The organism is Streptomyces sp. PH10-H1 (genome assembly GCF_030063355.1).
GTDB lineage: Bacteria > Actinomycetota > Actinomycetes > Streptomycetales > Streptomycetaceae > Actinacidiphila.
On record NZ_JASISZ010000003.1, the window covers coordinates 150,579 to 175,399 of the forward strand.

General features: G+C 71.2%; 18 protein-coding genes. 4 read left to right on the plus strand and 14 right to left on the minus strand.

The features are described 5' to 3' along the window. Nucleotides 1-225: 225 nt before the first annotated feature. The 5 genes from QMK24_RS03305 to QMK24_RS03325 form a co-directional block, all read right to left on the minus strand. On the minus strand, nucleotides 226-2,016 hold the full coding sequence (locus QMK24_RS03305) for a GMC family oxidoreductase (RefSeq protein ID WP_283463524.1): 1,791 nt from the start codon (nucleotides 2,014-2,016) through the stop codon (nucleotides 226-228). Nucleotides 2,017-2,113: 97 nt separating this feature from the next. Continuing rightward, nucleotides 2,114-3,724: a succinic semialdehyde dehydrogenase gene (locus QMK24_RS03310; protein WP_283463642.1), complete on the minus strand. Its 1,611-nt coding sequence runs from the start codon at nucleotides 3,722-3,724 to the stop codon at nucleotides 2,114-2,116. A gap of 181 nt (nucleotides 3,725-3,905) precedes the next feature. Beyond that, entirely contained in the window at nucleotides 3,906-5,645 is a 1,740-nt protein-coding gene (locus QMK24_RS03315; protein WP_283463525.1) for a serine/threonine-protein kinase, read from the minus strand. A gap of 12 nt (nucleotides 5,646-5,657) precedes the next feature. Then, a complete protein-coding gene (locus QMK24_RS03320; protein WP_283463526.1) occupies nucleotides 5,658-7,298 on the minus strand; it encodes a serine/threonine-protein kinase in 1,641 nt (546 codons plus the stop codon). A gap of 64 nt (nucleotides 7,299-7,362) precedes the next feature. Further along, nucleotides 7,363-7,926 carry a hypothetical protein gene (locus tag QMK24_RS03325; protein WP_283463647.1) on the minus strand — a complete coding sequence of 188 codons (564 nt, stop codon included), beginning with the start codon at nucleotides 7,924-7,926 and terminating at the stop codon, nucleotides 7,363-7,365. A gap of 9 nt (nucleotides 7,927-7,935) precedes the next feature. Here QMK24_RS03325 and QMK24_RS03330 point away from each other — a divergent pair, with 9 nt between their 5' ends. Then, the gene (locus QMK24_RS03330) at nucleotides 7,936-8,211 is read left to right on the plus strand and encodes a Scr1 family TA system antitoxin-like transcriptional regulator (RefSeq protein WP_283463643.1); all 276 of its coding nucleotides are present in this window, start codon (nucleotides 7,936-7,938) and stop codon (nucleotides 8,209-8,211) included. On the opposite strand, the gene QMK24_RS03335 is transcribed toward QMK24_RS03330, so the two are convergent. From QMK24_RS03335 to QMK24_RS03350, 4 genes are all read right to left on the minus strand, one after another. Then, nucleotides 8,193-10,160 carry a serine/threonine kinase C-terminal domain-containing protein gene (locus tag QMK24_RS03335; protein WP_283463527.1) on the minus strand — a complete coding sequence of 656 codons (1,968 nt, stop codon included), beginning with the start codon at nucleotides 10,158-10,160 and terminating at the stop codon, nucleotides 8,193-8,195. The two genes, QMK24_RS03330 and QMK24_RS03335, sit on opposite strands and share 19 nt — an antisense overlap. Nucleotides 10,161-10,298: 138 nt before the next feature. After that, entirely contained in the window at nucleotides 10,299-12,137 is a 1,839-nt protein-coding gene (locus QMK24_RS03340) for a serine/threonine-protein kinase (RefSeq protein ID WP_283463528.1), read from the minus strand. 71 nt (nucleotides 12,138-12,208) lie between these two features. Then, nucleotides 12,209-13,918, minus strand: coding sequence for a serine/threonine-protein kinase (locus QMK24_RS03345; protein WP_283463529.1), 1,710 nt, complete (start codon nucleotides 13,916-13,918; stop codon nucleotides 12,209-12,211). Nucleotides 13,919-13,988: 70 nt separating this feature from the next. Continuing rightward, nucleotides 13,989-15,695 carry a glycerol-3-phosphate dehydrogenase/oxidase gene (locus QMK24_RS03350; protein WP_283463530.1) on the minus strand — a complete coding sequence of 569 codons (1,707 nt, stop codon included), beginning with the start codon at nucleotides 15,693-15,695 and terminating at the stop codon, nucleotides 13,989-13,991. Between the two features lie 353 nt (nucleotides 15,696-16,048). Here QMK24_RS03350 and QMK24_RS03355 point away from each other — a divergent pair, with 353 nt between their 5' ends. Both QMK24_RS03355 and QMK24_RS03360 read left to right on the plus strand, forming a co-directional pair. Then, a complete protein-coding gene (locus QMK24_RS03355; protein WP_283463531.1) occupies nucleotides 16,049-17,305 on the plus strand; it encodes a nucleotide sugar dehydrogenase in 1,257 nt (418 codons plus the stop codon). A 138-nt stretch (nucleotides 17,306-17,443) separates the two neighbouring features. Beyond that, a complete protein-coding gene (locus QMK24_RS03360; protein WP_283463532.1) occupies nucleotides 17,444-18,025 on the plus strand; it encodes a hypothetical protein in 582 nt (193 codons plus the stop codon). Between the two features lie 71 nt (nucleotides 18,026-18,096). On the opposite strand, the gene QMK24_RS03365 is transcribed toward QMK24_RS03360, so the two are convergent. The 4 genes from QMK24_RS03365 to QMK24_RS03380 all read right to left on the minus strand — a co-directional run bounded on the left by QMK24_RS03365 (nucleotide 18,097) and on the right by QMK24_RS03380 (nucleotide 22,851). Continuing rightward, nucleotides 18,097-19,218: a GuaB3 family IMP dehydrogenase-related protein gene (locus tag QMK24_RS03365; protein ID WP_283463533.1), complete on the minus strand. Its 1,122-nt coding sequence runs from the start codon at nucleotides 19,216-19,218 to the stop codon at nucleotides 18,097-18,099. A 271-nt stretch (nucleotides 19,219-19,489) separates the two neighbouring features. Then, nucleotides 19,490-20,992: an IMP dehydrogenase gene (gene guaB, locus QMK24_RS03370; RefSeq protein WP_283463534.1), complete on the minus strand. Its 1,503-nt coding sequence runs from the start codon at nucleotides 20,990-20,992 to the stop codon at nucleotides 19,490-19,492. Between the two features lie 234 nt (nucleotides 20,993-21,226). Further along, a complete protein-coding gene (locus QMK24_RS03375; protein ID WP_283463536.1) occupies nucleotides 21,227-21,856 on the minus strand; it encodes a sigma-70 family RNA polymerase sigma factor in 630 nt (209 codons plus the stop codon). Nucleotides 21,857-22,239: 383 nt separating this feature from the next. After that, complete coding sequence (locus tag QMK24_RS03380) at nucleotides 22,240-22,851, minus strand: response regulator transcription factor (protein WP_003948568.1); 612 nt, start codon at nucleotides 22,849-22,851, stop codon at nucleotides 22,240-22,242. 444 nt (nucleotides 22,852-23,295) lie between these two features. On the opposite strand from QMK24_RS03380, the gene QMK24_RS03385 reads away from it, so the two are divergent. Next, complete coding sequence (locus tag QMK24_RS03385) at nucleotides 23,296-23,601, plus strand: WhiB family transcriptional regulator (RefSeq protein ID WP_283463538.1); 306 nt, start codon at nucleotides 23,296-23,298, stop codon at nucleotides 23,599-23,601. A gap of 305 nt (nucleotides 23,602-23,906) precedes the next feature. On the opposite strand, the gene QMK24_RS03390 is transcribed toward QMK24_RS03385, so the two are convergent. Continuing rightward, nucleotides 23,907-24,812, minus strand: coding sequence for a LysR family transcriptional regulator (locus QMK24_RS03390; RefSeq protein WP_283463540.1), 906 nt, complete (start codon nucleotides 24,810-24,812; stop codon nucleotides 23,907-23,909). Nucleotides 24,813-24,821: the final 9 nt, after the last annotated feature.

Consider the following 24,821-nt stretch of genomic DNA (forward strand, 5'->3'; position numbering starts at 1 on the left):
CAGCTGCCCGGTCGCAACTCCAAAGAGGCGGTCGGCTCCCGGGACGCTGGGATCCGGCCGCTCTGCGAAGCCCACATTACTCATCCGCACCGCCCGCGGCGGAACTCCGACCCCCGATCGGGCTACCCCCGCAGCCCGCTCGATTCTCCCCGTCTCTCCCGTCTCTCCGTCGACGGCTCATGAGATACGTCACAGCTCCGCCACGCGGCGGGAGGCGGCCGGCGGTCAGGCGGTGGTCTTCGGCGGCACCTTGGGGATGGGCAGCAGCGGCAGCCGCAGCGCGGCGAAGGCGTCCTCGGGGACGGCGGGTGTGGCGGGTTCGACGGCGGACAGCCGCACGTACGCCTCGCCCTGGGTGGGGCGGGCGTCCGGGTCCCCGTTGTTGGGCCAGAACGACATGGCACGTTCTGCCTGGGCGGTGATGGTCAGCGACGGATTCACCCCGAGGTTGGCGGAGACGGCGGCGCCGTCGACCACATGGATGCCCGGGTGGCCGTAGAGCCGGTGGTACGGGTCGATGACCCCGTGCTCCGCGTCCTCGCCGATGGGGCAGCCACCGAGGAAGTGGGCGGTGAGGGGCGTGCCCATGAGTTCGCCCACATTGCTGCCGGCGAAACCGTTGATCTCCTCGGCGATGAGGCGTGCGGCCTCGGCGCCCTCGGGGATGTGATCGGGGTTGGGCGCGCCGTGGCCCTGCTTGGCGGTGAGCAGTCCCTTGCCCAGGCCCTTGGGCTTGAGGTAGGTGGTCAGGGAGTTGTCGAGCGACTGCATGACCAGGCCGATGATGGTGCGCTCGGACCAGCGGCGGTTGGACAGCGAGCGGAACGTCAGCATCGGATGGCGCGCGCAGGCGGCGGCGAAGGCGAGGGCCTTGGGAGCGCGGGTGCCGTGCGGCACTTGGAGAATGGTGAGGGCGCCCATCGAGTTGGAGCCCTTGCCGTAGCGGACCGGCTCGATATGGGTGTTGGCGTTGGGGTGGATCGAGGACGTGATGGCGACGCCCTTGGTGAAGTCGACCTTCTCCACGCCGTGTGCCTTGCGGTAGCGGCGGTTGTCGGTCTGGGCGCCCACCAGCGCTTCGGAGTTGGTGCGGGTCAGTTCGCCGAGCATCGACGAGATCCCGGGCAGCTCGCCCGCGTCGCGCATGGTGTGCAGCAGGGTCTGGGTGCCGTAGGTGCCGGCGGCGACGACGATCTGCCGGGCGCGCAGCACCGTCCGCTTGCCCCTGCGCTTCTTGTCGGTGGGCACGGTCGCCACGCGGTAGCCGCCGGCGGGGTCCTCGGAGAGGCCGACGACCGTGGTCATGGGGTGGATGACGGCGCCGGCCTTCTCGGCGAGGTGCAGATAGTTCTCGTTGAGGGTGTTCTTGGCGCCGTGCCGGCAGCCGGTCATGCACTCGCCGCATTCGGTGCAGGCACGACGCGAGGGGCCAGCGCCGCCGAAGTACGGGTCGGCGACCTCCCCGCCGGGCTCGGCCTTCGCGTCGCCCCCGGCGTCCTGGCCGTCCCCGAAGAAGACGCCGACCGGCGCCATGTGGAAGGTGTCGCCGACGCCCATCTTCTCGGCGGCGGCCTTCAGGTGCACGTCGGAGGGGGTGAGGGTGGGGTTGAGCCGTACGCCGAGCATGCGCTGGGCCTGGTCGTAGTACGGCTTCAGCTCCGCCTGCCAGTCGGTGATGTGGCCCCACTGGCGGTCGTCGAAGAACGCCTTCGGCGGTACGTACAGGGTGTTGGCGTAGTTCAGCGAGCCGCCGCCGACGCCCGCGCCGGCCAGCACGAGGACGTTGTTGAGCAGGTGGATGCGCTGGATGCCGTAGAGGCCGAGCGATGGCGCCCAGAGGAAGTTGCGGATGTCCCAGGAGTTCTTCGGCAGGGAGTCACGCGTGAACCGCCGCCCGGCTTCGAGCACCCCGACGCGATAGCCCTTCTCCGTCAGGCGGAGGGCGGACACCGAGCCTCCGAAGCCGGAGCCGATGACGATCACGTCGTAGTCGTAGCCGGGCAGGTCACGCGACACGGGTTCCTCCGTAGGGGGATGTTGCCTTCGAACTCCAGCGAACTGCCTGCGTACTTCCTTCGAACTGCCTTCTGGTATCGGTCGCGGCCTGAGCGGGTCAGCGCAGGCGCAGTGCCTTCATCACGCGCAGCGACCGGCTCATGAAGGCTGCGTACTTCTCGTCGTCCATGCCCAGGGAGGGGGCCATCGGCAGCAGTCGCTGGGTGGCGACGGTCTGGGCCTCCGTGTACTTGAGGATGCCCTCGGAGCCGTGCCGGCGGCCGAGGCCGGAGTCCTTCATGCCGCCCATCGGGGACTGAACGCTGCCGTAGGCGGAGGCATAGCCCTCGTTGACGTTGACGGTGCCGGAGCGCAGCCGCGCGGCGATGCGCGCGCCACGGCGGGTGTCCTTGGTCCACACACTGGAGTTGAGGCCGTACGGGGTCGCGTTGGCGCGTTCGACGGCCTCGTCCTCGTCCCGGAAGCGGTAGATGGAGACGACCGGGCCGAAGGTCTCCTCGGTGCAGACCGACATCGGCGACTCGACTCCGTCGAGGATCGTCGGCTCGTAGACGTAGGGGCCGATGTCCGGGCGGGGACGGCCGCCGGCCAGCACGGTGGCGCCCTTCGAGCGGGCCTCCTCGACGTGCCGGCTGACGGTCTCCAGCTGGCGCTCACCGGCGAGCGAGCCCATTCCGGCGCCGAAGGCGAGGGCGGTACCGAGCTTCACGGCCTTGGTGAGGGCGGCGAACCTCTCCAGGAAGGCGTCGGCGACCGACTCGTCCACGAAGAGCCGCTCGATGGAGATGCACAGCTGCCCGGCGGAGGCGAAGCAGCCGCGGACGGCGCCTTCCGCGGCCTTGTCGAGGTCCGCGTCGCGCAGCACGAGCATCGCGTTCTTGCCGCCGAGTTCGAGCGAGACGCCGATCAGCCGGGCGGCGGCGCGCTGCGCGACGTCGCGGCCGGTGCGGGTGGAGCCGGTGAACGAGACGTAGTCGGCGTGCTCGACGATGGCGGGGCCGATGACCGGGCCCTCGCCGAGGACGATCTGCCAGACGTCGGCGGGCAGCCCCGCCTCGATGAGCTGCTCGCGCGCCCACAGGGCGGTGAGCGCGGTCTCGGTGTCGGGCTTCATGACGACGGCGTTGCCCGCGGCGAGGGCGGGGAGCGCGTCGCCGACCGACAGCTCGAAGGGGTAGTTCCAGGGCGCGATCTGCCCGACGACACCGCGCGGCTGGCGCAGCTCGACCACCTTGGTCAGGACGGGAATGGCGCCGCCGTGGCCCTTCGGCCTGAGGTAGGCGGGGGCCTTGCGCCCGTAGTGGCGGGCGGCCATGACGACGGCCTGGACCTCTTCGTGGGCGTGCAGCCGCGCCTTGCCGGTCTCCAGCTGGATGAGGTCGAGGACCTCGCTCTGGCGGCTGAGGACCAGGTCGTGGAAGCGCAGCAGTACGGCGGCGCGCTGCCGTACTGGCGTGGCCGCCCAGGCGTGCTGGGCGGCGCGGGCGCGCTCGAAGGCGGTGGCGACCTCGTCCGGGGTGGCCTCGGGGAGGTCGGCGAGCTTCTCGCCGGTGAGGGGGGTGTGGTTGCTGGTCCGGCCGCTGCCGATGACGCCACGCGTGAGCCGCGCGACGAGGTCGGGGGTGACGACGTCCTGTGCTCCCCGGGCGGTGGTGGGTGCCGCCGGGTTGCCGTCGGTGGGGCGCGTGGTGCCGAGCGAGTCCGTCATATCGGCGAGATTACGGCCGATGGGCACCCGCTGGGTACCCATCAGTAGCTACTTTTCACGTGACGCGCACAATTGAGCCAGTGATCGCTGGCGTCGTCTTGGTTTTCGCAGCTCAGGGACTTGTGATGTCGCAGCTCAGAAACTGGTGATCTCGAGCTTCAGAGATTTGCGCTGTCGAGGTTCAGAGACTTGTGATCTCGAGGTTCGATTTCACGTTGTCGAAGATCCGCTTCCCCTCGGCGGACTGCTCCTTGGCCGCGGGCATCTCCACCGTGAGCACATAACGGTCGCCCTTCCCGCTCAGCACATACAGCTCCAGGAGCCGCATCGACGGCTTCGCCTGGTCGCCGAGATCCGTATAGCCGACATCGAGCACGGCGGCGTCCCTGCCCTGCTGCTTGTCCTCCAGCACCTTTCCGTCGGCGTTGTCGACCGTTCTGGAGTAGTTCTGCTGACCGCCGGCCTTGTACCAGGCCAGCGACGCGTTCGCCGAGGTCAGCGCGCTGTCCTTCACCCCGGCCGCCTTGCTGAACTTGACCGAGAACACCTTGTCGGGATCGGTGAACGTCACCGCGCCGTCGTCGGCGCTGCGCACGTACCGGGCCGGTACGGCGAGCGCCGCGTCCATCCGCGTCTCGTCGTACGCCTTGTAACCCGCGGGCGGCCCGCCGCCGCCGAACGGATCCACGACGGTGTACAGCACCGCCAGGACGGCGGCCAGCGCGACGGCGCCCAGCCCGAGCTGGGCCCTGCGGCTGGTCCGCACGGTGCGCAGCACCCGGGCGGGCAGCGGCCGGGTGCCGTCGCCGGCGCCGTTGGCTCCCCGTACCGCCTCGCTCATCAGCGCGGTGCGCGCCTGCGGCTTCGGATGCGCCACCGCTCGCAGCGCCTCCTCCGCCTGTACGGCGGTGGGCCGGGCCGAGGGCTCCTTGCGGAGCAGCCCCGTCACCAGCTCGGTCAGCGCCCCCGTGTGGGCGGGGCGCTGCAGTTCGGCGAGGAGGATCGCCTGCATCGTCGAGGGAGTCGTCTGGCGGCGGAACGGCGATACGCCCTCGACCGCCTGGTACAGCACCACGCCCAGCGACCACAGGTCCGACTCGGGCCCGGGACGCTGCCCCAGCACCCGCTCGGGCGCGATGTACTCCGGCGATCCGATGAAGGCGCCGGTCTCGGTGAGCTTGGCCTCGCCCTCCACATGCGCGATGCCGAAGTCGGTGAGGACCACCCGGTCGTACCGGCCCAGCAGCACGTTCGCGGGCTTGACGTCGCGGTGCAGCACGCCCGCCTCGTGCGCGGCGGCCAGCGCGCCCAGCACGGCGAGGCCGATCCGGGCCGCCTCCCGCGGCGGCAGCGTGCCCTCCTCCAGGACCTCGGCCAGCGAACGGCCGCGCACCAGCTCCATGACGATCCAGGGCCGTTCGCCCTCGGTCACCACATCGTGCACGGTCACCACCGACGGGTGGTCGATCCGGGCCGCGGCACGCGCCTCGCGCTGCATCCGCAGATACACGGTGGCGCGCTCGCTCGCGCTCAAGTGGTCGGGGATACGTGGCTCCTTGATGGCCACGTCGCGGTCGACAACCTCGTCACGGGCCCGCCACACGGTGCCCATGCCGCCGAAGCCGAGCCGCTCCAGCAGCCGGTACCGACCGCCGACCAGCCGGCCTGCGTCGGATTCGGCGGCGGGGGCGGGGGCGGAGGCTGGGGCTGGGGCGTCAGTTTGGGCTTGGGTGACGGTCTCGGTACGGGGTTGGGGCACTTCGGGAGGTTCGGGAACTTCACGCGACGCCGCCACTTCGCTGGACGCGGGTAGTTCGCGTGCCGCCGGCACTTCGCGTGGCGTGGGCGCGGGCGGCTTCAGCCCGTAGCTCGTCGGCTCAAAGCTCGTCGGTTCGTCCGCCGATCCCCCGTTGATGGTCATGACCGCATCATGTCAGCGCGGCGTGAACGTGTCCCGCGCCGTATCGAAGGTGTGACGCCCCTGTTCCGACTTCTCCACCGGCGACGAGACCCAGATGTCGTACTGCCGCCCGTTCTCGGTCCAGCACAGGTCGAACGGGCGGCGCGCGCCGCCGCCCGGGTAGCCGTCCCAGGTGAACTCCCAGAGCGCGGCGGGCTGTCCGTTCTCCGTGGTCCGGGTGATGAACCCGTCCCGGTAGCCCTTGTACGCGCTCGCGCCTCCGAGGTGCTGCGCGGTCATCACCGCCAGCGGGCCCTTCGGGTCCGGGATCTCATTGCGGACGCCGAACCGGAACTCCTTGCCCGCCGAGTAGTAGTAGATCCGGGGCGGATCGACGACACGGTCATAGCCCTGGGGCAGCACGACCGAGAAACCCGACGTGTCGGTGACGGTACGGAATCCGGCCGGAACCGCGGCAGAGCTCGGGTCAGGGCTCGTGGAAGGGGGCGCGGTGCGCGAGAGCGGCGGCGGGTACGAGGAGGCCGGCGGCACCGGCTTCGCCGCGGTGTTCGCGCTGTCCTGGCCGCCGTCGGTCATCGCCAGCACGGCGGCGGCCACGCCGCCCCCGACGACGACCGCGAGCAGCGCGCCCACCAGCGGTCCCCTGCGGGACTTCCTGCCCTCGGGGGGCGCGGCCGGGAACGGGGCCGGGGTCAGGGGCGGGGTCGGATCCGGACTCGGGGTCGGGCCCAGGGTGGGATCCGGTGGAATCGGGGTGTCCTGGGTGACGGTCGGGACGTGTCCCGTCCCGGTGGCCTCGCCGGTCTCGGCGTACGTACGCAGCCACAACTCCGCCGCGACCGCTCCCATCCGGCGCCCGGTGTCGCGCTCCAGCAGCGCGGAGACCACCGGCAGCAGCGGGCCCGCGCTGGCGGGCGGGCGGATGTCGTCGTAGATGACGGCGTGCAGCACCCCGCCGATCGAATCGCGGCGGAACGGCGACTGCCCCTCCACGGACGCGCAGAGCAGCACACCCACCGACCACAGGTCCGACTCCGGTCCCGCCGTCGCCCCGGACATCCGCTCCGGCGAGGTGTACTCGGGCGAACCGACGAACACCCCGGCCTCGGTCAGCGTCGTGCTCCCCGACACCCGCGCGATCCCGAAGTCGGTGAGCACGACCCGCTCGGTGTCCCGCTCGATCAGTACGTTCGCCGGCTTGATGTCCCGGTGCAGCACCCCGCGTTCGTGCGCGGCGTGCAGCGCGCCCGCCACCGCGGCCCCGATCCTGGCCGCCTCGCGCGGCTCCACCGGGCCGTCCTTGGCGAGCACATCGGCCAGCGACCGGCCGTCGATCAGCTCCATCACGATCCACGGCCGGCCGTCCTGCTCGACCACATCGTGCAGGACGACGACATGCGGATGCCGGATCTGCGCCACACTGCGGGCCTCCCGCAGTGCGCGGTCCCGGTACAGCTGCTCGTCGCTCTCCGACAGCCCCTCGCTGAAATGCAGCTCCTTGACCGCGACCTGCCGGTCCAACAACTCGTCCGTCGCCCGCCACACGGTCCCCATGCCGCCGCGGCCCAGCCGCCCGGTGATCCGGTAACGCCCGGCGATCGGCCCGGGCATCCGCGGAGCCGAGGACCCGGCATTTCCCCCGTCGTTCGCCATGCGGTCCATCATGCCGCACGTGCCCGCGGCTCAGTCCGCTGATCGACCCGGCGCATTCCGCCCGTCAGATCGCGCTTTCGAGCTCCCGCTGCAGATGGACCAAGAAGTCCTGCACGCTCCAGGAGACGACCTCGCGGCCGAGAGGGCCTTCCTCGTACACGGCGCCTTCGATACGCGCGGTCGGCAGCCGGTAGACGGTGGAGCCGTCGCTGGTGCTCAGCGCGAACAGCGCGCCGCCGCCGTCCGAGCCGAAGACGACGATGCCGTCCGCGTGGGGCCCTTCGATACGGGTTGGCTGGTCCCCGTCGAGCCCGCGGGCTGTGTGCTCGGCAGGATGGATGAAGTATCCGTTCTCAAGGTCCGGAAGATCGACGCGTGCGACATGGCGGTTGAGCGTCACGAGATCGCCCGGCACCCCGGACGCCTCCAACCGGGAGGTCTCGGGGGAGTCCGCCCCGGGCAGGACCTCGTTGTCGTCCGGCTCGTAGCCGTACTTCGCTTCGAACCCCTCGGTGAAACGCACGGCCAGCGGCGCGGTACGGGAGACCCAGCCATCCAGCACCCAGAGCTGCGGCAGCAAGTGGAGTATGTCGCCCTGGAGGACGTGGCCACTCATGTGCGTACCCATCAACTCACCGTGCTGCCCGGCCTCTTCCAGACATTGGACTACGCGCGTGCGCTGGCGGTTGGGTGTGGGGCCTGGGAAGACCCCGACGAGATCGACCGGTTCGTCGAGGCACGTATCGCACGGCAGGAGCGGCTGACCAGGGACAACCCCATTCAGGTGTGGGCGGTGATCAGCGAAGCTGTGCTGCACCAGGCTCCGGTTCAGTCCCGCCGAGTGGGCCGCTTTCGGTCGGGGCGTTGCCGACGGCGAGTTCGGACGGTAGCGGGTCAGCTCGTCGGGGTGTAGGTCTCCGCGGCCTTGTCGAAGAGGCGCTGGACGTCGGCTCGCTGGTTGTCCGGGCCGGTTACCAGGATCAGGTGGTATTTGCCGTCCCGGATCATCGCGAGGTTGCGGGCGTAGACCTGGTGGCCGTTGGCGTCGCGCCAGCTGTATTCGCCCTCGGCGGCGGCCGAGCCGCCCATGTCGAGGGTGCGGAGGCCGCCGGCCGAGGCCCACTGGGAGGCGCGGAAGGGCGCCAGTTCGGGTTCGTTCGACTGGTAGGCCATCGGGTCGGCGCCCGCGTCGGAGACCGGGTCGCGGCCGGGGACCACGATCAGCTGGAAGTCGCCGCCGGTGTAGCGGACCTGGTTCTGGGCGTTCTTGCCGAGCCGCTGCCAGCCGGTGTGCACGGCGACGGTGAAGCCCGCGTCGTCCTTGCGGAGCGCGAAGTCGCCGCCGAGATCGGTGCCGGGAGGGGCGGACGTCGCCGGGGGCTGGGTGCTGGGCGGCGTGGTCGGGGCCTTCGTCGCCGGGGTGGTCGGGGACGTGCTGTCCGGTTTGTTGTCCGAGCCGGATCCCGGCATCTGCGCGGGGACCGTGTGGGTGGTCGTGCCGGAGTGGCTGCCGTCCTTGGACGGGTCGTTGCGCGGCATGATCACCAGGGCGTACAGCACCACCGCGGCCAGGAGCAGCAGGATGAGGATCAGCAGCCGCGCGCCCAGCCTGCGCGGGGCGCGCTGCTGAGTCTTCGGCCGCGTCTTCGTCTGCGTCTGCCTGACCTGGCCGGACTGCCGGGCCGGCCGGTCCTGCTTCGTCCGCGCATGGCGCCGGTGGCTCATACCGGACAACGAATCGGCGGAGGCAGCAGATGCAGAGGCAGCGGCGGACCTGCGGCGGCGGACCAGTTCGCCCCGGCGCCGGACGATCGGCAGCTTGCGCGGATCCGTCGGCACCGACACCGTACGCAGGCCCAGTTCCGGCTCGGGCGCGGACCGGATCAACGAGCGCAGCCAGCCCTCCAGTTCCTCGAAGTCCGGGCGCTCCTCGGGATCGGGGCGCAGCAGCGACTCGACGATGGGGCGCAGTGGTCCGCTCTCCTCGGCGAAGGCGGGCGGCTCGGCGCAGACCAGCTGGACGAGTTCGGGGGTGCTCTCCTCGGGGAAGGGCGGGTGGCCCTGCACGCTGCGGAAGAGCAGCGATCCCAGCGCCCACAGGTCGGCCGCGGGGCCGACGGGCGGGGCGAGCTGCCAGTTCTCATGGACGGGGGTGGCCTGTTCGGGCGCCCAGCGCTCGGTGACCGGGCCGACGACGGTGATACGGGCCTGCCGGGCCCGCTCCTGCTCCAGCGCCGAATCGGGTCCGCCCCAGCCGGTGCCGGCTCCCCCGGCCATCACCTCGGCCGGGACCGGGTCGTAGCCGCAGAGCGCCTCCTGTGCCGCGCCGGCCGCCAGGCCCGAGAGCATCGCGCGGCCGTCGTCGCAGACCAGGACGGTGCTGGCGGTGACATTGCGGTGGGTCCAGCCGTACGCGTGCAGCACGCGCAGCGCGGCGAGCACGTCCGAGGCGACCTCGGCGGCGCGGTAGGCGCCGAGCCGCTTGTCGACGAGTAACGCGGCGAGCGGGCGGGCGTTGACCAACTCGCTGGCGATCCACAGGCTGCCGTCCTCGACGAAGATGTCGAAGACCTGCACCAGGCGTGGGTGGTCGGGTATCGCGGCGGCGGCCCGCGCGGCGTCCAGGGCGCGCAGCGCGCTGTCGTTGGGACGGTCACGCTGCGCGCGGCCCTGATCGTCTCCGGGCGGTTCCGCGCTGACGAGTTCGGCGCTGACGATCTCCGGCAGCAGCACCTGGCGGACCAGCACCTCCTGGCCGCTGTACGTGTCGAAGGCGCGAGTTTCGACCAGTTCGTACTCATCCGCGGGCGGCCGGGGCAGGCGGTAGCGGTCGGCGAGTACGCGACCCGCGTATTCGTCCACGACGCCTCCCCAAAAGCGTCAGATCCGGTCCGGTCCGGATGGAATCTGGGTGCGGACAGTCCGCGAGCTTTCACGATACGTGCCGGAGGCGTGCCCCGTGACCCGCTCGGGCCAGATCAGTTGAGCGGCCGGATCGGTTCAGAGCGGCTTGAAGGTGAGGAAGAACGCCTGGCGCATCTGGGCGATGGCGGCCGTGTCCCACTGGTCGGCGGCCGCGGAGAACATGATGGCGTAGCCGCGGTGGTCATCGACGACGAACCCGCGGTTCTGAACGCGGGCCCTGGTGCCGTCCCTCTCGGTCCGCAGGAAGTTCCAGTCGGCCGCGGTGCGGTAGCCGTTGAAAGCCACGTTCTGGATCCCCAGCGACCGGTAGTCGCGGCTGGAGGAGCTGACGGCGGACTCGTCGCTGTGCCAGGCGGCGGCCGCGTCCGAGCCCGGCTGGTCGGTGAAGTCGATCTGCACGCGCGGGAATCCGCCGGCGGCGCTGAATATGAAGCTGTCCGCGCCCGCGCTGCCGGTCTTCTTCCAGCCCGCGGGCAGCGCGATGGAGAAGTGGCCGGCCTTCGTGACGGTGAAGCCGGCCGGCACCTTGCTGTCGGTCCCGCCCGGCGGCGGGTTCGCGGTCCCGCCCGCACCCGCGCTCGTCGACGGCTGCTGGCCGGGGGTGCCGGTGGTCCCCTTCGACGGGGAGGCCGGCGCTTTGGAGCCGCCCACCGCGCCCGGGTTGGAGGCCGAGGAACCGGGCTTGGAGTCGGGCGACTTGCCGCCGTCCCCCGCGTTGGCCAGCGCGAAGCCGATCGCGGTGCCGAGGACGGCGAGGGCCACCGCGACGAGGGCGATGATCAGCACCCGGCGCGGGACGACGTCCGTGATCGAGGCGCGGGGCGCCGAGGCCGCGACGGCGGGCTCGCCCGGCTCGGCGGCCGGCTTCGGCTTGGACCCCTTCGCCGCCTTGACGACCGCGGCGGGTCTGGCGGCCGAGGCGGCGCCGCGCACCGAGCGCAGCGCGTTGCGGACCCTGGCCTGGTCGGCGGCGGCCTTGCGCGCGGCGGGCGGCGCGTCGGTCGGGGTGGGCTGCGGGTCGGGGGGAAGCACGATCACGCGGGTGGCGGAGGCCTCGTCGAACGCCGGGGCGGTCGGCCGCTGCGGCGCGTTCGCGACACCCGTGAGCAAGGTGCGGACGCCCGCGTCGTCGAGGCGCTGCTCCGGGTCCTTGATGAGCAGGCCGCGAATGGCCGGGGCGAGCGCGCCGGCGTTCTCCATGGGGCCGACCGGCTCGGTCATGACCGCGGTCAGGGTGGCGATGGCCGAGCCCTTGTCGTACGGCGGGCGGCCCTCGACCGACGCGTACAGCAGCGCGCCGAGCGACCACAGGTCCGCCGGGGGGCCCGGCTTCTGGCCCCGGGCGCGTTCCGGCGAGATGTACGAGGGGGCGCCGACGAGCATGCCGGTGGAGGTGACGGAGGGGTCGCCGTCTATCTGGGCGATGCCGAAGTCGCTGAGCACGACGCGGCCGTCGTCGGCGATGAGGACGTTCGACGGCTTGACGTCGCGGTGGAGGATGCCCTCCTTGTGCGCGGCCTTCAGCACATCGAGCACCACCAGGGCGACCTCGGCGGCGCGCTTGGGCGTCAGCGGGCCGTCCTCACGGATCGCGTCGGACAGCGAGCGGCCCTCGACCAGCTCCATGACGATCCACGGCCGGTCGTCCTCCTCCACGACGTCGAACACGGTGACCGCGCCGGTGCCCCGGATCCTGGCGGTGGCCTTCGCCTCGCGCAGCGTGCGGGTGATCAGCCGGCGCTTCTCGTCCTCGTCGACATTGCCGGGGAAGCGCAACTCCTTGACGGCGACGGTCCGGCCGAGCGTTTCGTCCTCCGCCCGCCAGACCGTACCCATGCCGCCCTTGCCGAGGACCTCGCCGAGCCGGTACCGGTCGGCGAGGAGACGTCCGTCGGTGCCTTGCGCCTGGCCCATGAATTCCCCTGCGGTCACTGGTGATGAGGGTCCCATCATCGCCGACCGGAGGCCTGCGAAGCGAACCCGGGCTACTGCGTGGACTGCCGGAATCCGGCCACGACGTTGTCGAACACCGGCTTGTACTCGTCCCATTGGGCTTTGGGGGCGGAGAGGTAGATGGCGTACTCACGTCCGCCCTCCTTCCCGAAACCGAGGTCTATAGCCCGATAGTCACGTTTGCTGCCCTTGAACGTGAACTGCCATATGGCGGCTTTCTGTCCGAATACGGACGTCGGCTGCATCCGCTCCTGGTGGTAGCCGTCCAGCTTGGTGCGCATCACGGACTCCAGTGACGTGAAATGCGCGACCGGGTCGGGGCTCGCGTAGTCCAGGACGTTGAACTTGAGCCCCACGAGACCGGTGGGATCGATGTAGTTGACCGAGCCGTCCACCACCGACCGCTTCCAGCCCTTCGGTACGGGAACGGAGAAGCCCTGCCCGGTCTCCGTGACCAGCCGGTAGTTCTTGGGCAGCGGCGGCGGGGCGGCGGTCGTGGACGGCGAGGGGCTGGGCGTCGCGGTGACCGGCGGCCCCGCCGTGTGCGTCCCGGAGCCGGTCGTGGAGCCGCTTCCGTCCCGGAAGTGCGCGAAGGCCAGCGTGCCGCCGGCCGCGACGGCGACGACGGTGAGCGCCGCGATGAGCCAGGACGCCTTGCGCCGCCGGCGAGGAGGGGCGGTGGCGCGGGCTCCGGTGAGGGTGCCGGTGCGAGCGCCGTCGCCCGGGCCCGCGCCGTGGTGGGCGCCGTGGTCCGCGCCGTGGCCGACCGTCACCGAGGCGGTCAGGGGCGCCGGTTCGGGGTGCGGCGCATTCGGGGACAGGGTCGGGGACCCGGCCGGGGAAGCCGAGGAAGCCCCCGAGGAAGGCGAAGGGGTCGCGGAACGGCGGCTCGCGAACCGTGTCGTGTCCGCCTCGGCGGCCGGCAGCCGCAGCAGCCGCTCGGCGTCCTCGGCCGACATCCGCTCGCTCGGCTCCTTGGCGAGCAGCCTGGCGATGACGTGCTCCAGCGGCCCGGCGTTGAGGGCGGGCAGCACCGGGTCCTGGGAGATGGCGTACGCGGTCTCGATCGCGGTGTCCCGGCGGAACGGCGACCGCCCCTCCACCGCCTGGTAGAGGGTGGCGCCCAGCGCCCACAGGTCGGCCTCCGGTCCGGGAGGGAGGCCCTTGATGCGTTCCGGGGAGAGGAAGTCGATCGAGCCGATCAGCTCGCCGGTGCGGGTGAGCGTGGAGTTGCCGGACGCCTGGGCGATGCCGAAGTCCGTGAGCACCACCCGGCCGTCCTCACCGAGCAGCACGTTCCCCGGCTTCACATCGCGGTGCAGCACGCCGGCGCGGTGCGCGGCCCGCAGCGCGGCGACCATCCCGCGGCCGACCCGCGCGGCCTCCTCGGGCGGCAGCGCGCCGTCCTTCTTCAGCACTTCGCCGAGGGTCATGGACGGTACGTACTCCATGACGATGGACGGCAGGCCCGCGTCGTCCACCACGTCGTGCACCACGATCACGTTCGGATGGCTGATCCGGGCGGCGGCGCGGGCCTCACGGCGGGTGCGTTCGAAGATGGTCGCGAGCTCGTCCTCGTGCAGATGGGGCTGCGGCGGATGCAGCTTCTTGACCGCCACCTGGCGGCCGAGCAGCTCGTCCTCCGCGCGCCACACCGTGCCCATGCCGCCGCGGCCTATCCGCTCCACCAGCCGGTACCGGCCGGCCACGAGTCGTCCTGCGTCAGCGTGATCAGACACCATGCGCCCCTTCTGCTCCCCCGATGGGCTGGTGCCTGTCCGGCCGATCCGGGTCGGGTAGGCGGGACAGACCCTAAAGGGGCACGATATCCGGCGCCCCCAGCCGTGCCGCGTCCGCGGTCAGGTCATCGGGCTGGCGCTGCGACTCGCGCTCGGCCTCGACGCGCTTCTGGTAGTGCTCGACCTCCTTCTCAAGATGCTCCTTGTCCCAGCCCAGGACGGGTGCCATCAGCTCGGCGGCCTCGCGGGCGCTGAGGGTGCCGCGGTCGAAGGTCTCGATCGAGATGCGGGTACGCCGGGTCAGCACGTCGTCGAGATGGCGGGCGCTCTCGTGCGAGGCCGCGTAGACGACCTCGGCCCGCAGATAGTCCTCGGCTGCGGCCAGCGGATCGCCCAGCGACGGGTCGTCCACGATGAGTTGCAGGACCTCCTCGGCGAGCGCGCCGTACCGGTTGAGCAGGTGCTCGATGCGGGCGACGTGCAGCCCCGTGCGGGCCGCCAGCCGTGCCCGCGCGTTCCACAGCGCGTGATAGCCCTCGGCTCCGACCAGCGGCACCTCCTCCGTGATGCATTCCGCCACGCGGTGATCCAGCCCGTGGACCGCCTCGTCGACCGCGTCCTTCGCCATCACCCGGTACGTCGTGTACTTGCCGCCCGCGACGACCACCAGTCCCGGTACCGGGTGCGCCACGGTGTGCTCGCGGGAGAGCTTGCTCGTCGCGTCCGACTCACCGGCCAGCAGCGGCCGCAGGCCGGCGTACACCCCCTGTACGTCATCCCTGGTCAGCGGTACGGCGAGGACCGAGTTGACGTGCTCGAGCAGGTAGTCGATATCGGCGCTGGACGCGGCCGGGTGCGCCTTGTCCAGATCCCAGTCGGTGTCGGTGGTGCCGATGATCCAGTGCCGTCCCCACGGGATCACGAAGAGCACGCTCTTCTCGGTCCGCAGAATCAGGCCGGACGAGGAGTGGATGCGGTCCTTCGGCACGACCAGGTGGATCCCCTTGGACGCCCTGACGTGGAACTGCCCGCGCTCGCCGATCAGCGCCTGCGTGTCGTCCGTCCACACCCCCGTCGCGTTCACCACCTGCCGGGCCCGGACCTCGTACTCCCCTCCTCCTTCCACATCCTGCACCCGGGCACCGACAACGCGTTCGCCCTCGCGCAGGAAGCCGGTCACCCGCGCCCGGTTGGCGACCTGCGCACCGTACCCGGCGGCCGTCCTGACCAGCGTCGTGACGAAGCGCGCGTCGTCCATCTGTGCGTCGTAGTACTGCAGCGCGCCGACCAGGGCGTCCTTCTTCAGGGCGGGCGCGACCCGCAGGGCGTGCTTACGGGTCAGGTGGCGGTGCACGGGCAGCCCGCGCCCGTGCCCGGAGGAGAACGACATGGCGTCGTACAGCGCGACACCGGATCCGGCGTAGAACCGCTCCCATCCCTTGTGCTTCAGCGGGTACAGGAACGGCACCGGCTTCACCAGGTGCGGGGCGAGCCGCTCCAGCAGCAGCCCGCGTTCCTTGAGCGCCTCGCGCACGAGGGTGAAGTCGAGCATCTCCAGGTAGCGCAGGCCCCCGTGGATCAACTTGCTGGACCGGCTGGAGGTGCCGGACGCCCAGTCCCGCGCCTCGACCAGGCCGGTCGACAGCCCGCGGGTCGCCGCGTCGAGCGCGGTGCCCGCGCCGACCACACCGCCGCCCACGACCAGGATGTCGAGTTCCTCTTCCGCCATCCGGGCGAGCGCCGCCTCGCGCTCGGCCGGCCCCAGTGTTGTCGTCCGCATTCGTGCCTCCTGTTGTGGAGCCGTGCGCGCGCCCCGTCAGTCGATAGTGACCGTCACGTGGTCCGACAGCCACCCTTCTACGTCCGAGTACGTCCGTGGCGTCGGCGCGCCGTGCAGTCATATCAGCCTTATGTCTGGTTAGCCTGTTTTGAAGACGTTCGTGGCGCTAGGGCCTGTCCGGCCGATCATGGGCGGTCCAAACGTCGTCTGGTGCGGTGCCTCGCAAGGCGCCGGAGCACCCGCATACACGGTTGTATTCGGGTGTTTCGGCAACGCGGCGAGGGGCCGTGCCAGGCGGCGGAGGGGCCGTTCGTGATCGGCCGGACAGGCCCTAGGGAGAGGACTGACCCCCCATGCCCGCAGACCTCGCCGTCCTTGGACTCGGCCGCGCCGGGATCCTCCTCGCCCAAGCGGCCGCCGCCGCCGGAATCGGCGTCATCGGCTACGACGCCGACGAGAACACCGCCGCCGACATCAACGCAGGCCGGGTGCCCGCCGGTACCCTCGCCGCCGCCGACATCCGCCGGATGCTCGCCACGGGATTCCGCGCCACCGCCGACCCCTCCGTACTCGGCCGGGTCAGGACCGCCGTGATCTGCGCCCCGACCCCGCTCGGGGCCGACCGCGCCCTGGATCTCACCGCCGTGGCAGCCTCCGCCCGGGCGCTCGCCACCCACTTGCGGGCGCACACCACCGTCGTCCTCGAGTCCACCGCCTACCCGGGCACCACCGAGGAATTCCTCCTCCCGATCCTGGAGGAATCCGGCCTGCGGGCCGGCCGCGACTTCCACCTCGCGTACTCCCCCAGCCGCTCCGACCCCGGCAACCGCGACCACCACATCCCCAACACCCCCAAGGTCATCGGCGGTTACACCTCCGCCTGCACCGAGGCGGCCGCCGCGTTCTACGGGCGCTTCGTCGAACGTGTCGTCCGCGCCCGCGGACTGCGCGAGGCCGAGACCGTGAAGCTGCTGGAGACCAACTACCGGCATGTCAACATCGCCTTCGCCAACGAGATGGCGGTCTTCTGCCATGACGTCGGCGTGGACCTGTGGGACGTCATCCGCTGCGCCGAGACCAAACCGTTCGGCTTCCAGGCGTTCCGGCCCGGCCCCGGCGTCGGCGGCCCCGGGGTCGCCCTCGACCCCAACTACGTCGCCACCCGGGCCCGCACGCCCGGCTATCCGCTGCGCATCGTCGAGCTGGCGCAGGAGGTCAACGGGCGGATGCCGCGCTACGTCGTGCAGCGCGCCGCCGCCCTGCTGAACGAACACGGCAAGTCACTGCGCGGCGCCCGCGTCCTCCTGCTCGGCGTCACCTACAAGGCCGATCTCGCCGACCAGGAGAACGCCCCCGCCCGGGAGATCGGCTCCCGGCTCATCGAACTGGGCGCGCAGATCTGCTACCACGACCCGTACGTCCCCGAATGGCGTGTCCTCGACCGCCCCATCCCCCGCGCCGACTCGCTCTGGGAAGCGGCCGCCGACGCGGACCTGACCCTGCTCCTCCAGCACCACCGCACCTACGACCTCCAAGGTCTCGCGGTCAAGGCCCAGTTGCTCCTCGACACCCGCGGCGCCACCCCCGTCGGCGCGGCCGCCCGGTTGTAGCGGCCGGGTAGCGGTCGCGTAACGGCCGTTCGAAACGGCTTGTCCGACTGTCACACCTGACTGCTAGCCTTCGGGGCCAATTGTTCGCACGCCGCACTCTCGTGCGATCCGACACCTTCCATCCCCGGGGGACCCACCATGAGCCAGTCGTACCCACCGCCGCCGCAGGGCGGCAACCCCTACGGCCAGCAGCAGCCGCAGCCGCAGTACGGGCAGCAGCAGCCGCAGGGTGGCTACCAGCAGCCGGGTGGATTCCCGCAGCAGCCGGGCGGCTTCGGCGGCGGCTACCCGCCGCCCGCACCGCTGCCGCCGGCCCGCAGCAATGTGGGCCTGGGCATCCTGGCGGGCGTCGTGGTGATGCTTGTCGCGGCGGCGGCGTACGGCGGGATCATCAAGGCGACCGAGCACGAGATCGGCTACGCGGCTCTCGCCGTCGGCGCGCTCGTCGGCGCGGCGCTCGGCAAGGCCGGCGGCCGCAATCCGGTCCTGCCGGTCATCGGCATCCCGCTCGCCCTGCTCGGCGTGTACCTGGGCCAGATCTTCGGCATCACGCTGCTGCTCGGCGCCTCTCCCGACGCCCCTGGCATCATGACGATCCTCACCGATCACTTCGACATCGTGCAGCAGGCATGGAAGGAATCGCTCGGCGGCATGGACATCCTGTTCTTCGGCATTGCCGGCGTGGAGGGCTTCGTCGTCGCCAAGCGCGTCGCGGGCTGACCACAGCTGAGCGAACGTGAAGGGGCCCGGACCGCAGCGATGCGGTCCGGGCCCTTCCGTGTGTCCGGCTGTCAGCGCTGGTGCGCCGGGGAGACCGTCACCTCGACGCGCTGGAACTCCTTCAGGTCCGAGTAGCCCGTGGTGGCCATCGAACGGCGCAGCGCGCCGAAGAAGTTCATCGAGCCGTTCGGCGCGTGCGACGGGCCGAGCAGGATCTCCTCGGTCGTCCCGGCGGTGCCCAGGTTCATCCGCTTGCCGCGCGGAAGCTCCGGGTTGACCGCCTCCATGCCCCAGTGGAAACCGCGGCCCGGCGCGTCGGTGGCGCGGGCCAGCGGGGAGCCCATCATCACGGCGTCGGCGCCGCAGGCGACGGCCTTCGGCAGGTCGCCGCTGGAGCCGAAGCCGCCGTCGGCGATCACATGCACATACCGGCCGCCGGACTCGTCCATGTAGTCGCGGCGGGCGGCCGCGACATCAGCGACGGCCGTGGCCATCGGGACCTGGATGCCGAGCACGGCGCGCGTGGTGTGCGCCGCGCCGCCGCCGAAGCCGACCAGCACACCGGCGGCGCCGGTCCGCATCAGGTGCAGCGCGGCGGTGTACGTGGCGCAGCCGCCGACGATGACCGGCACGTCCAACTCGTAGATGAACTGCTTGAGGTTCAGCGGCTCGTGCGAGCCCGAGACATGCTCGGCCGAGACGGTGGTGCCGCGGATGACGAAGATGTCCACGCCCGCGTCGACGACGGCCTTGGAGAACTGCGCGGTGCGCTGCGGGGAGAGCGCGGCGGCGGTGACGACACCGGCGTCACGCACCTCCTTGATGCGCTGCCCGATCAGCTCTTCCCTGATCGGCGCCGCGTAGATCTCCTGGAGGCGGGCGGTCGCGGCCGTCTCGTCCAGTTCGGCGATCTCGGCGAGCAGTGGCTCCGGGTCGTCGTACCGGGTCCACAGGCCCTCGAGGTTGAGCACGCCCAGGCCGCCCAGGTTTCCGATGCGGATCGCGGTCTCGGGCGAGACCACGGAGTCCATCGGGGCGGCGAGGAAGGGGAGCTCGAAGCGGTAGGCGTCGATCTGCCAGGCGATCGAGACCTCCTTCGGGTCCCGGGTGCGGCGGCTGGGGACGACGGCGATGTCGTCGAATGCGTACGCCCTGCGGCCGCGCTTGCCCCGCCCGATCTCGATCTCAGTCACTGTTGGCCCTTCTTCGCTGGTCTACCCGCCCAGTATCCCCGAGCGGGTCACGACCTGGTGCGCGATAGGCGGTGGATCAGACCGCGGCGTCAGATGCGGTGCATCGCCAAGGCAGCGGAGCACCCGCATAGTGGTTCTATTCGGGTGTTTCGCTAACGCTGCGAGGTGCCGTAGCTGGCGTCGCGGGCCCGCCGCCTATCACGCACCAGGTCGTGGGCCGGAGCCCGCAGACCCATCGGTCTGCGGGCTCCGGCAGAGGTCCTGTCACCGGTCAGCGGCCGTGGTAGTTCGGCGCCTCGACGGTCATCTGGATGTCGTGGGGGTGGCTCTCCTTGAGGCCCGCGGAGGTGATCCGCACGAAGCGCCCCTTGGTCGCCATCTCGTCGATGCTGGCGGCGCCCACGTAGCCCATGGTCTGGCGGAGCCCGCCGACCAGCTGGTGCAGCACCGCGGAGAGCGGACCGCGGTACGGGACCTGGCCCTCGATGCCCTCGGGGACGAGCTTGTCGTCGGAGGAGACCTCGGCCTGGAAGTAACGGTCCTTGGAGTAGGACAAGCCCTGGCCGCGGGACTGCATCGCGCCGAGCGAACCCATGCCGCGGTACGACTTGAACTGCTTGCCGTTGATGAAGAGCAGCTCGCCAGGGCTCTCCTCACAGCCGGCCAGCAGGCTGCCGAGCATCACGGTGTTGGCGCCGGCCGCGAGGGCCTTGCCGATGTCGCCGGAGTACTGCAGGCCGCCGTCGCCGATGACGGGGACGCCCGCGGCCTGACAGGCCACGGCCGCCTCGTAGATCGCGGTGACCTGGGGGACGCCGATGCCGGCGACCACCCGGGTGGTGCAGATGGAGCCGGGGCCGACGCCGACCTTGACGCCGTCGGCGCCGGCGTCGATCAGTGCCTGGGCGCCGTCACGGGTGGCGATGTTGCCGCCGATGACGTCCACGGAGACACTCGACTTGATCTTGGAGATCCAGCTGAGCGCGTTGCTGTTGTGGCCGTGCGAGGTGTCCACGATCAGGAAGTCCACCCCTGCCGCGACCAGGCCCTGGGCGCGCTCCAGCGCCTCGGGGCTGGCGCCGACGGCGGCGCCGACGAGCAGCCGGCCCTCGGCGTCCTTGGCGGCGAGCGGGTACTTCTCGGCCTTGACGAAGTCCTTGACGGTGATCAGACCCTTGAGCCGGCCCTCGTCGTCGACCAGCGGAAGCTTCTCGATCTTGTGGCGGCGCAGCAGGCCGATGGCGTCCACGCCGGAGATGCCGACCTTGCCGGTGACCAGCGGCATCGGGGTCATGACCTCGCGCACCTGGCGCGAGCGGTCGCTCTCGAAGGCCATGTCGCGGTTGGTGACGATGCCGAGCAGCTTGCCCGCGGCGTCGGTGACCGGGACACCGCTGATGCGGAACTTGGCGCACAGCGCGTCCGCCTCGGCGAGCGTCGCGTCCGGGTGCACGGTGATCGGGTCGGTGACCATGCCGGACTCGGACCGCTTCACCAGGTCGACCTGGTTGACCTGGTCCGCGATGGACAGGTTGCGGTGCAGCACGCCCACGCCACCCTGACGGGCCATGGCGATGGCCATCCGCGCCTCGGTGACCTTGTCCATGGCGGCGGACAGCAGCGGGATGTTGACCCGGACGTTGCGGGAGATCCGGGAGGCGGTGTCGACCTGGTTCGGGAGCACCTCGGAGGCGCCGGGCAGCAGCAGCACGTCGTCATACGTGAGGCCGAGCATCGCGAATTTCTCGGGTACCCCTGCGGCGTTCAGAGTCATGACACCTTCCCAATGGTCTTGCCCGGCGAGTTGTTCAATGCTAGTGGACTTCGCCGGCATTCCCCGCTTCGTGCTGAGACCTCCGGGATCGCCCGGATCACCGCGGGTCTACGCGCCGAGACCGCGGGTCTACGCGCCGAGACCGCGGGTCTACGCGCCGAGACCGCGGGTCTACGCGCCGAGACCGCGGGTCTACGCGCTGAAGCCGCGGGTCTACGCGCTGAAGCCGCGGGTCTACGCGCTGAGGCCGCGGGGATCGCCGCCGGCCGAGGCCTCGGCCGACTCCTCCGCGATGGCGCGGAGCCGGCTGAGGGCGCGGTGCTGGGCGACCCGTACGGCGCCGGGGGACATCCCCAGCACCTGGCCGGTCTCCTCGGCGGTGAGGCCGACCGCCACCCGGAGCAGGACAAGCTCGCGCTGGTGCTCGGGAAGGTTGGCGAGCAGCTTCTTGGCCCAGGCCGCATCGCTGCTGAGCAGCGCGCGTTCCTCGGGGCCGAGGGAGTCGTCCGGCTTCTCCGGCATCTCGTCGGACGGCACGGCGGTGCTGCCGGGGCCGCGCATGGCGGCCCGTTGCAGATCGGCGACCTTGTGGGCGGCGATGGCGAAGATGAACGCCTCGAAGGGCCGCCCCTGGTCGCGATAGCGCGGCAGCGCGCACAGTACGGCGAGGCAGACCTCCTGAGCGAGGTCGTCCACGAAGTGACGAGCATCACCGGGCAGCCGGGACAGCCGGCCGCGGCAGTAGCGCTCGGCCAACGGGTGTACCAGGGCCAGCAGGTCATGGGTCGCCTGCTCGTCACCATCGACCGCACGGCGGACGAGGGCGCCGAAGGCTGCGTTGTCGCCGTTGGCCTCGTCTCGCATCGGTCCATGGTGCATGGCCGCAGGACTTTCTGCCGCATCGCGTGAGTCCTTGTGCACCGAAGCGTTATGAGCGGGGGCACCGGCCGCCTTCACCGCGTCCCCCCGCTGCCCCGCCCGCCGATCCCCGAGGAAGTCCATACGTCAAGCATGCGTCCTCGCTCGGGAAACCGGTACGAGCGGGGCGACTCCACCCGTCAGCCCGCAGCTCACGGCCCGGTGACCCAGGCCGCGTCCGGCCGATCATGAACGGCCTTTTCGCCGCCTGACACGGCACCCCGCGGCGTCGCCGAAACGCCCGAATAGAACCACTGTGCACGCGCTTCGGCGTCTTGCAATGCACCGCGTCGGACGCCGCCTTGACTGCCTGATCGGCCGGACACGGCCTAGCGGACCAGACCCCAGCGGAACCCGAGCGCCACGGCGTGGGCCCGGTCGGATGCGCCGAGTTTCTTGAACAGCCGCCGGGCGTGGGTCTTGACGGTGTCCTCGGAGAGGAACAGCTCGCGGCCGATCTCGGCGTTGGACCGTCCGTGGCTCATGCCTTCGAGCACCTGGATCTCCCGCGCGGTCAGCGTCGGCGCGGCGCCCATCTCGGCGGAGCGCAGCCGCCGCGGCGCCAGCCGCCAGGTCGGGTCGGCGAGCGCCTGGGTGACGGTGGCCCGCAGTTCGGCGCGCGAGGCGTCCTTGTGCAGATAGCCCCGGGCACCGGCCGCGACGGCGAGCGCCACGCCGTCCAGGTCCTCGGCGACGGTGAGCATGATGATGCGGGCACCGGGGTCCGCGGAGAGCAGCCGGCGCACGGTCTCGACACCGCCGAGGCCGGGCATCCGGACGTCCATGAGAATGAGGTCCGAGCGATCGGCGCCCCACCGGCGGAGGACTTCCTCGCCGTTGGCCGCGGTAGTTACGCGCTCGACACCGGGCACGGTTGCCACCGCGCGCCGCAGGGCCTCTCGGGCAAGCGGGGAGTCGTCACAGACGAGGACGGAAGTCATGACCGCCCTCCGCAGCTGAACCGCGTCACGTTGAGCCTCCAGGCTGTACGAAACTTCACCGTTGGGGCTGACGGCGTCGGGCACTTGCCCGAATCGTTCGTCCGCCAACCACTTCCGCACTCTCAACGACCCTCACTCGAAAGAGTTACGGAGTTTGGCTGCCGTAGCCAGCACTCTACGTGAGTGAGCAGATACGGAGCAGCCACATCGCAGGTCGACAGGGTGCACTGACACGCCCCCGGAAGCACTTCGCGCGCCCACCTGCCGGACACGCATCCCGCCGAACGGGTCCCATGTCGGAGTTTGCACTATTTGGATGCTCTTTGGCGCGCTACACGGTATTCACGGCTAAATTTGTGATGAGTCATATTTACATCTACTTCGACAGTAGATGTACGGTCGACAGCACCTGGCTCCTCAACACACCCTTCGAGGGGATGAGCAATGGCAGACTTCTCCCGCCTTCCGGGCCCGAACGCGGATCTCTGGGACTGGCAGCTCGTCGCGGCTTGCCGCGGCGTCGACAGCTCCCTGTTCTTCCACCCAGAAGGTGAGCGCGGCGCCGCCAGGAGTGCTCGTGAGGCCTCTGCGAAAGAGGTCTGCATGCGCTGCCCGGTACGCGCGGAGTGCGCTACGCACGCATTGGCTGTCCGGGAGCCCTACGGAGTGTGGGGCGGGCTGACGGAGGACGAGCGCGAAGAAATGATGGGCCGCTCGCGGCATCGGCTGCTCACCATGCAGCCCAACTGAAGAATCGTTTCTCTCCCGGTCTCCGGGTCTCTCCTGCGTCGGACGTACGCCCGCGCCGGGGGCCGTCCGGCCCGGTCTGCAACGGGCGCCGGACGGGGCTGAGAGCCGCCCTGGGCTCCGGGGGCTGTGGACCCCGGGGCCCAGGGCTCGTTACGACCCTGGGGCGTCCGGCCATGCGGCCGTGGCGTCGTCGGGCCGGTCCGGCCCCGGGCTTGCGGTGACCGCATTGATCCGGCGGGCCAGGGACCGGCTGGATTCAGCCCGCCCGGCGATTGAGGACAGCGCGGCCGAAGGGCGCGCAACGCCTAACGTCGGCCCGCCTGCGCCAGCCGTCCGAGCATCATGGCCACGGCCGGCACCTGAGCCAGGTCGGGCAGCGTGAGGGCCACCACTTCACGCTGCACGGCCGGGAGCACCTCCAGCACCGCGACCCCCTTGGGGCGTACGGCCTCCAGCGCCAGCTCGGGCAGCACCGCCACGCCGAGACCGGCCGCGACCAGACCCACCACCGCCGGATAGTCGTCCGTCGCGAAATCGATGCGCGGGGTGAACCCCGACCGCTCGCACACCTCCACCAGATGGCGGCGGCAGCGCGGGCAGCCCGCGATCCACTCCTCCTCCGCCAGCTCCTCGATCCGCACCGGCCGGTCCCCGGCCGCGAGCCGGTGCCCGTCCGGGACCAGGCCGACCAGCCGGTCGGTCAGCAATGGCCGTACGACGAGGTCGTCCCACTGCTCCTCCGACGGAGTCGGCAGGTCCACGTACCGGAACGCCAGCGTGATGTCGCAGTCGCCCGCGCGCAGCATCTCCACCGACTTCGGCGGTTCCGCCTCGACCAGCGAGACCTTCGTGCCGGGGTGCGCCGCGCGCATCCCGGCGACCGCGTTCGGCACCAGCGTCGAGCTGCCCGACGGGAACGACGTGAGCCGCACCCGCCCGGCCCGCAGCCCCGCGATGGCCGCGACCTCCTCCTCGGCGGCTGTCAGCCCCGCCAGGATCCCGGCCGCATGCCTGACGAGCGCCTCGCCCGCCTCCGTCAGCCGCATCTCACGACCGGTACGGATGAGCAGCGTGGTGCCGGCGGTCAGCTCCAGCGCCTTCATCTGCTGGCTGACGGCCGGCTGGGTACAGCCCAGCTCGCGGGCGGCGGCGGAGAACGAACCGGTCCTCGCCACCGCGCGGAGCACCCTGAGATGACGTGCCTCGATCATCCTTAAACC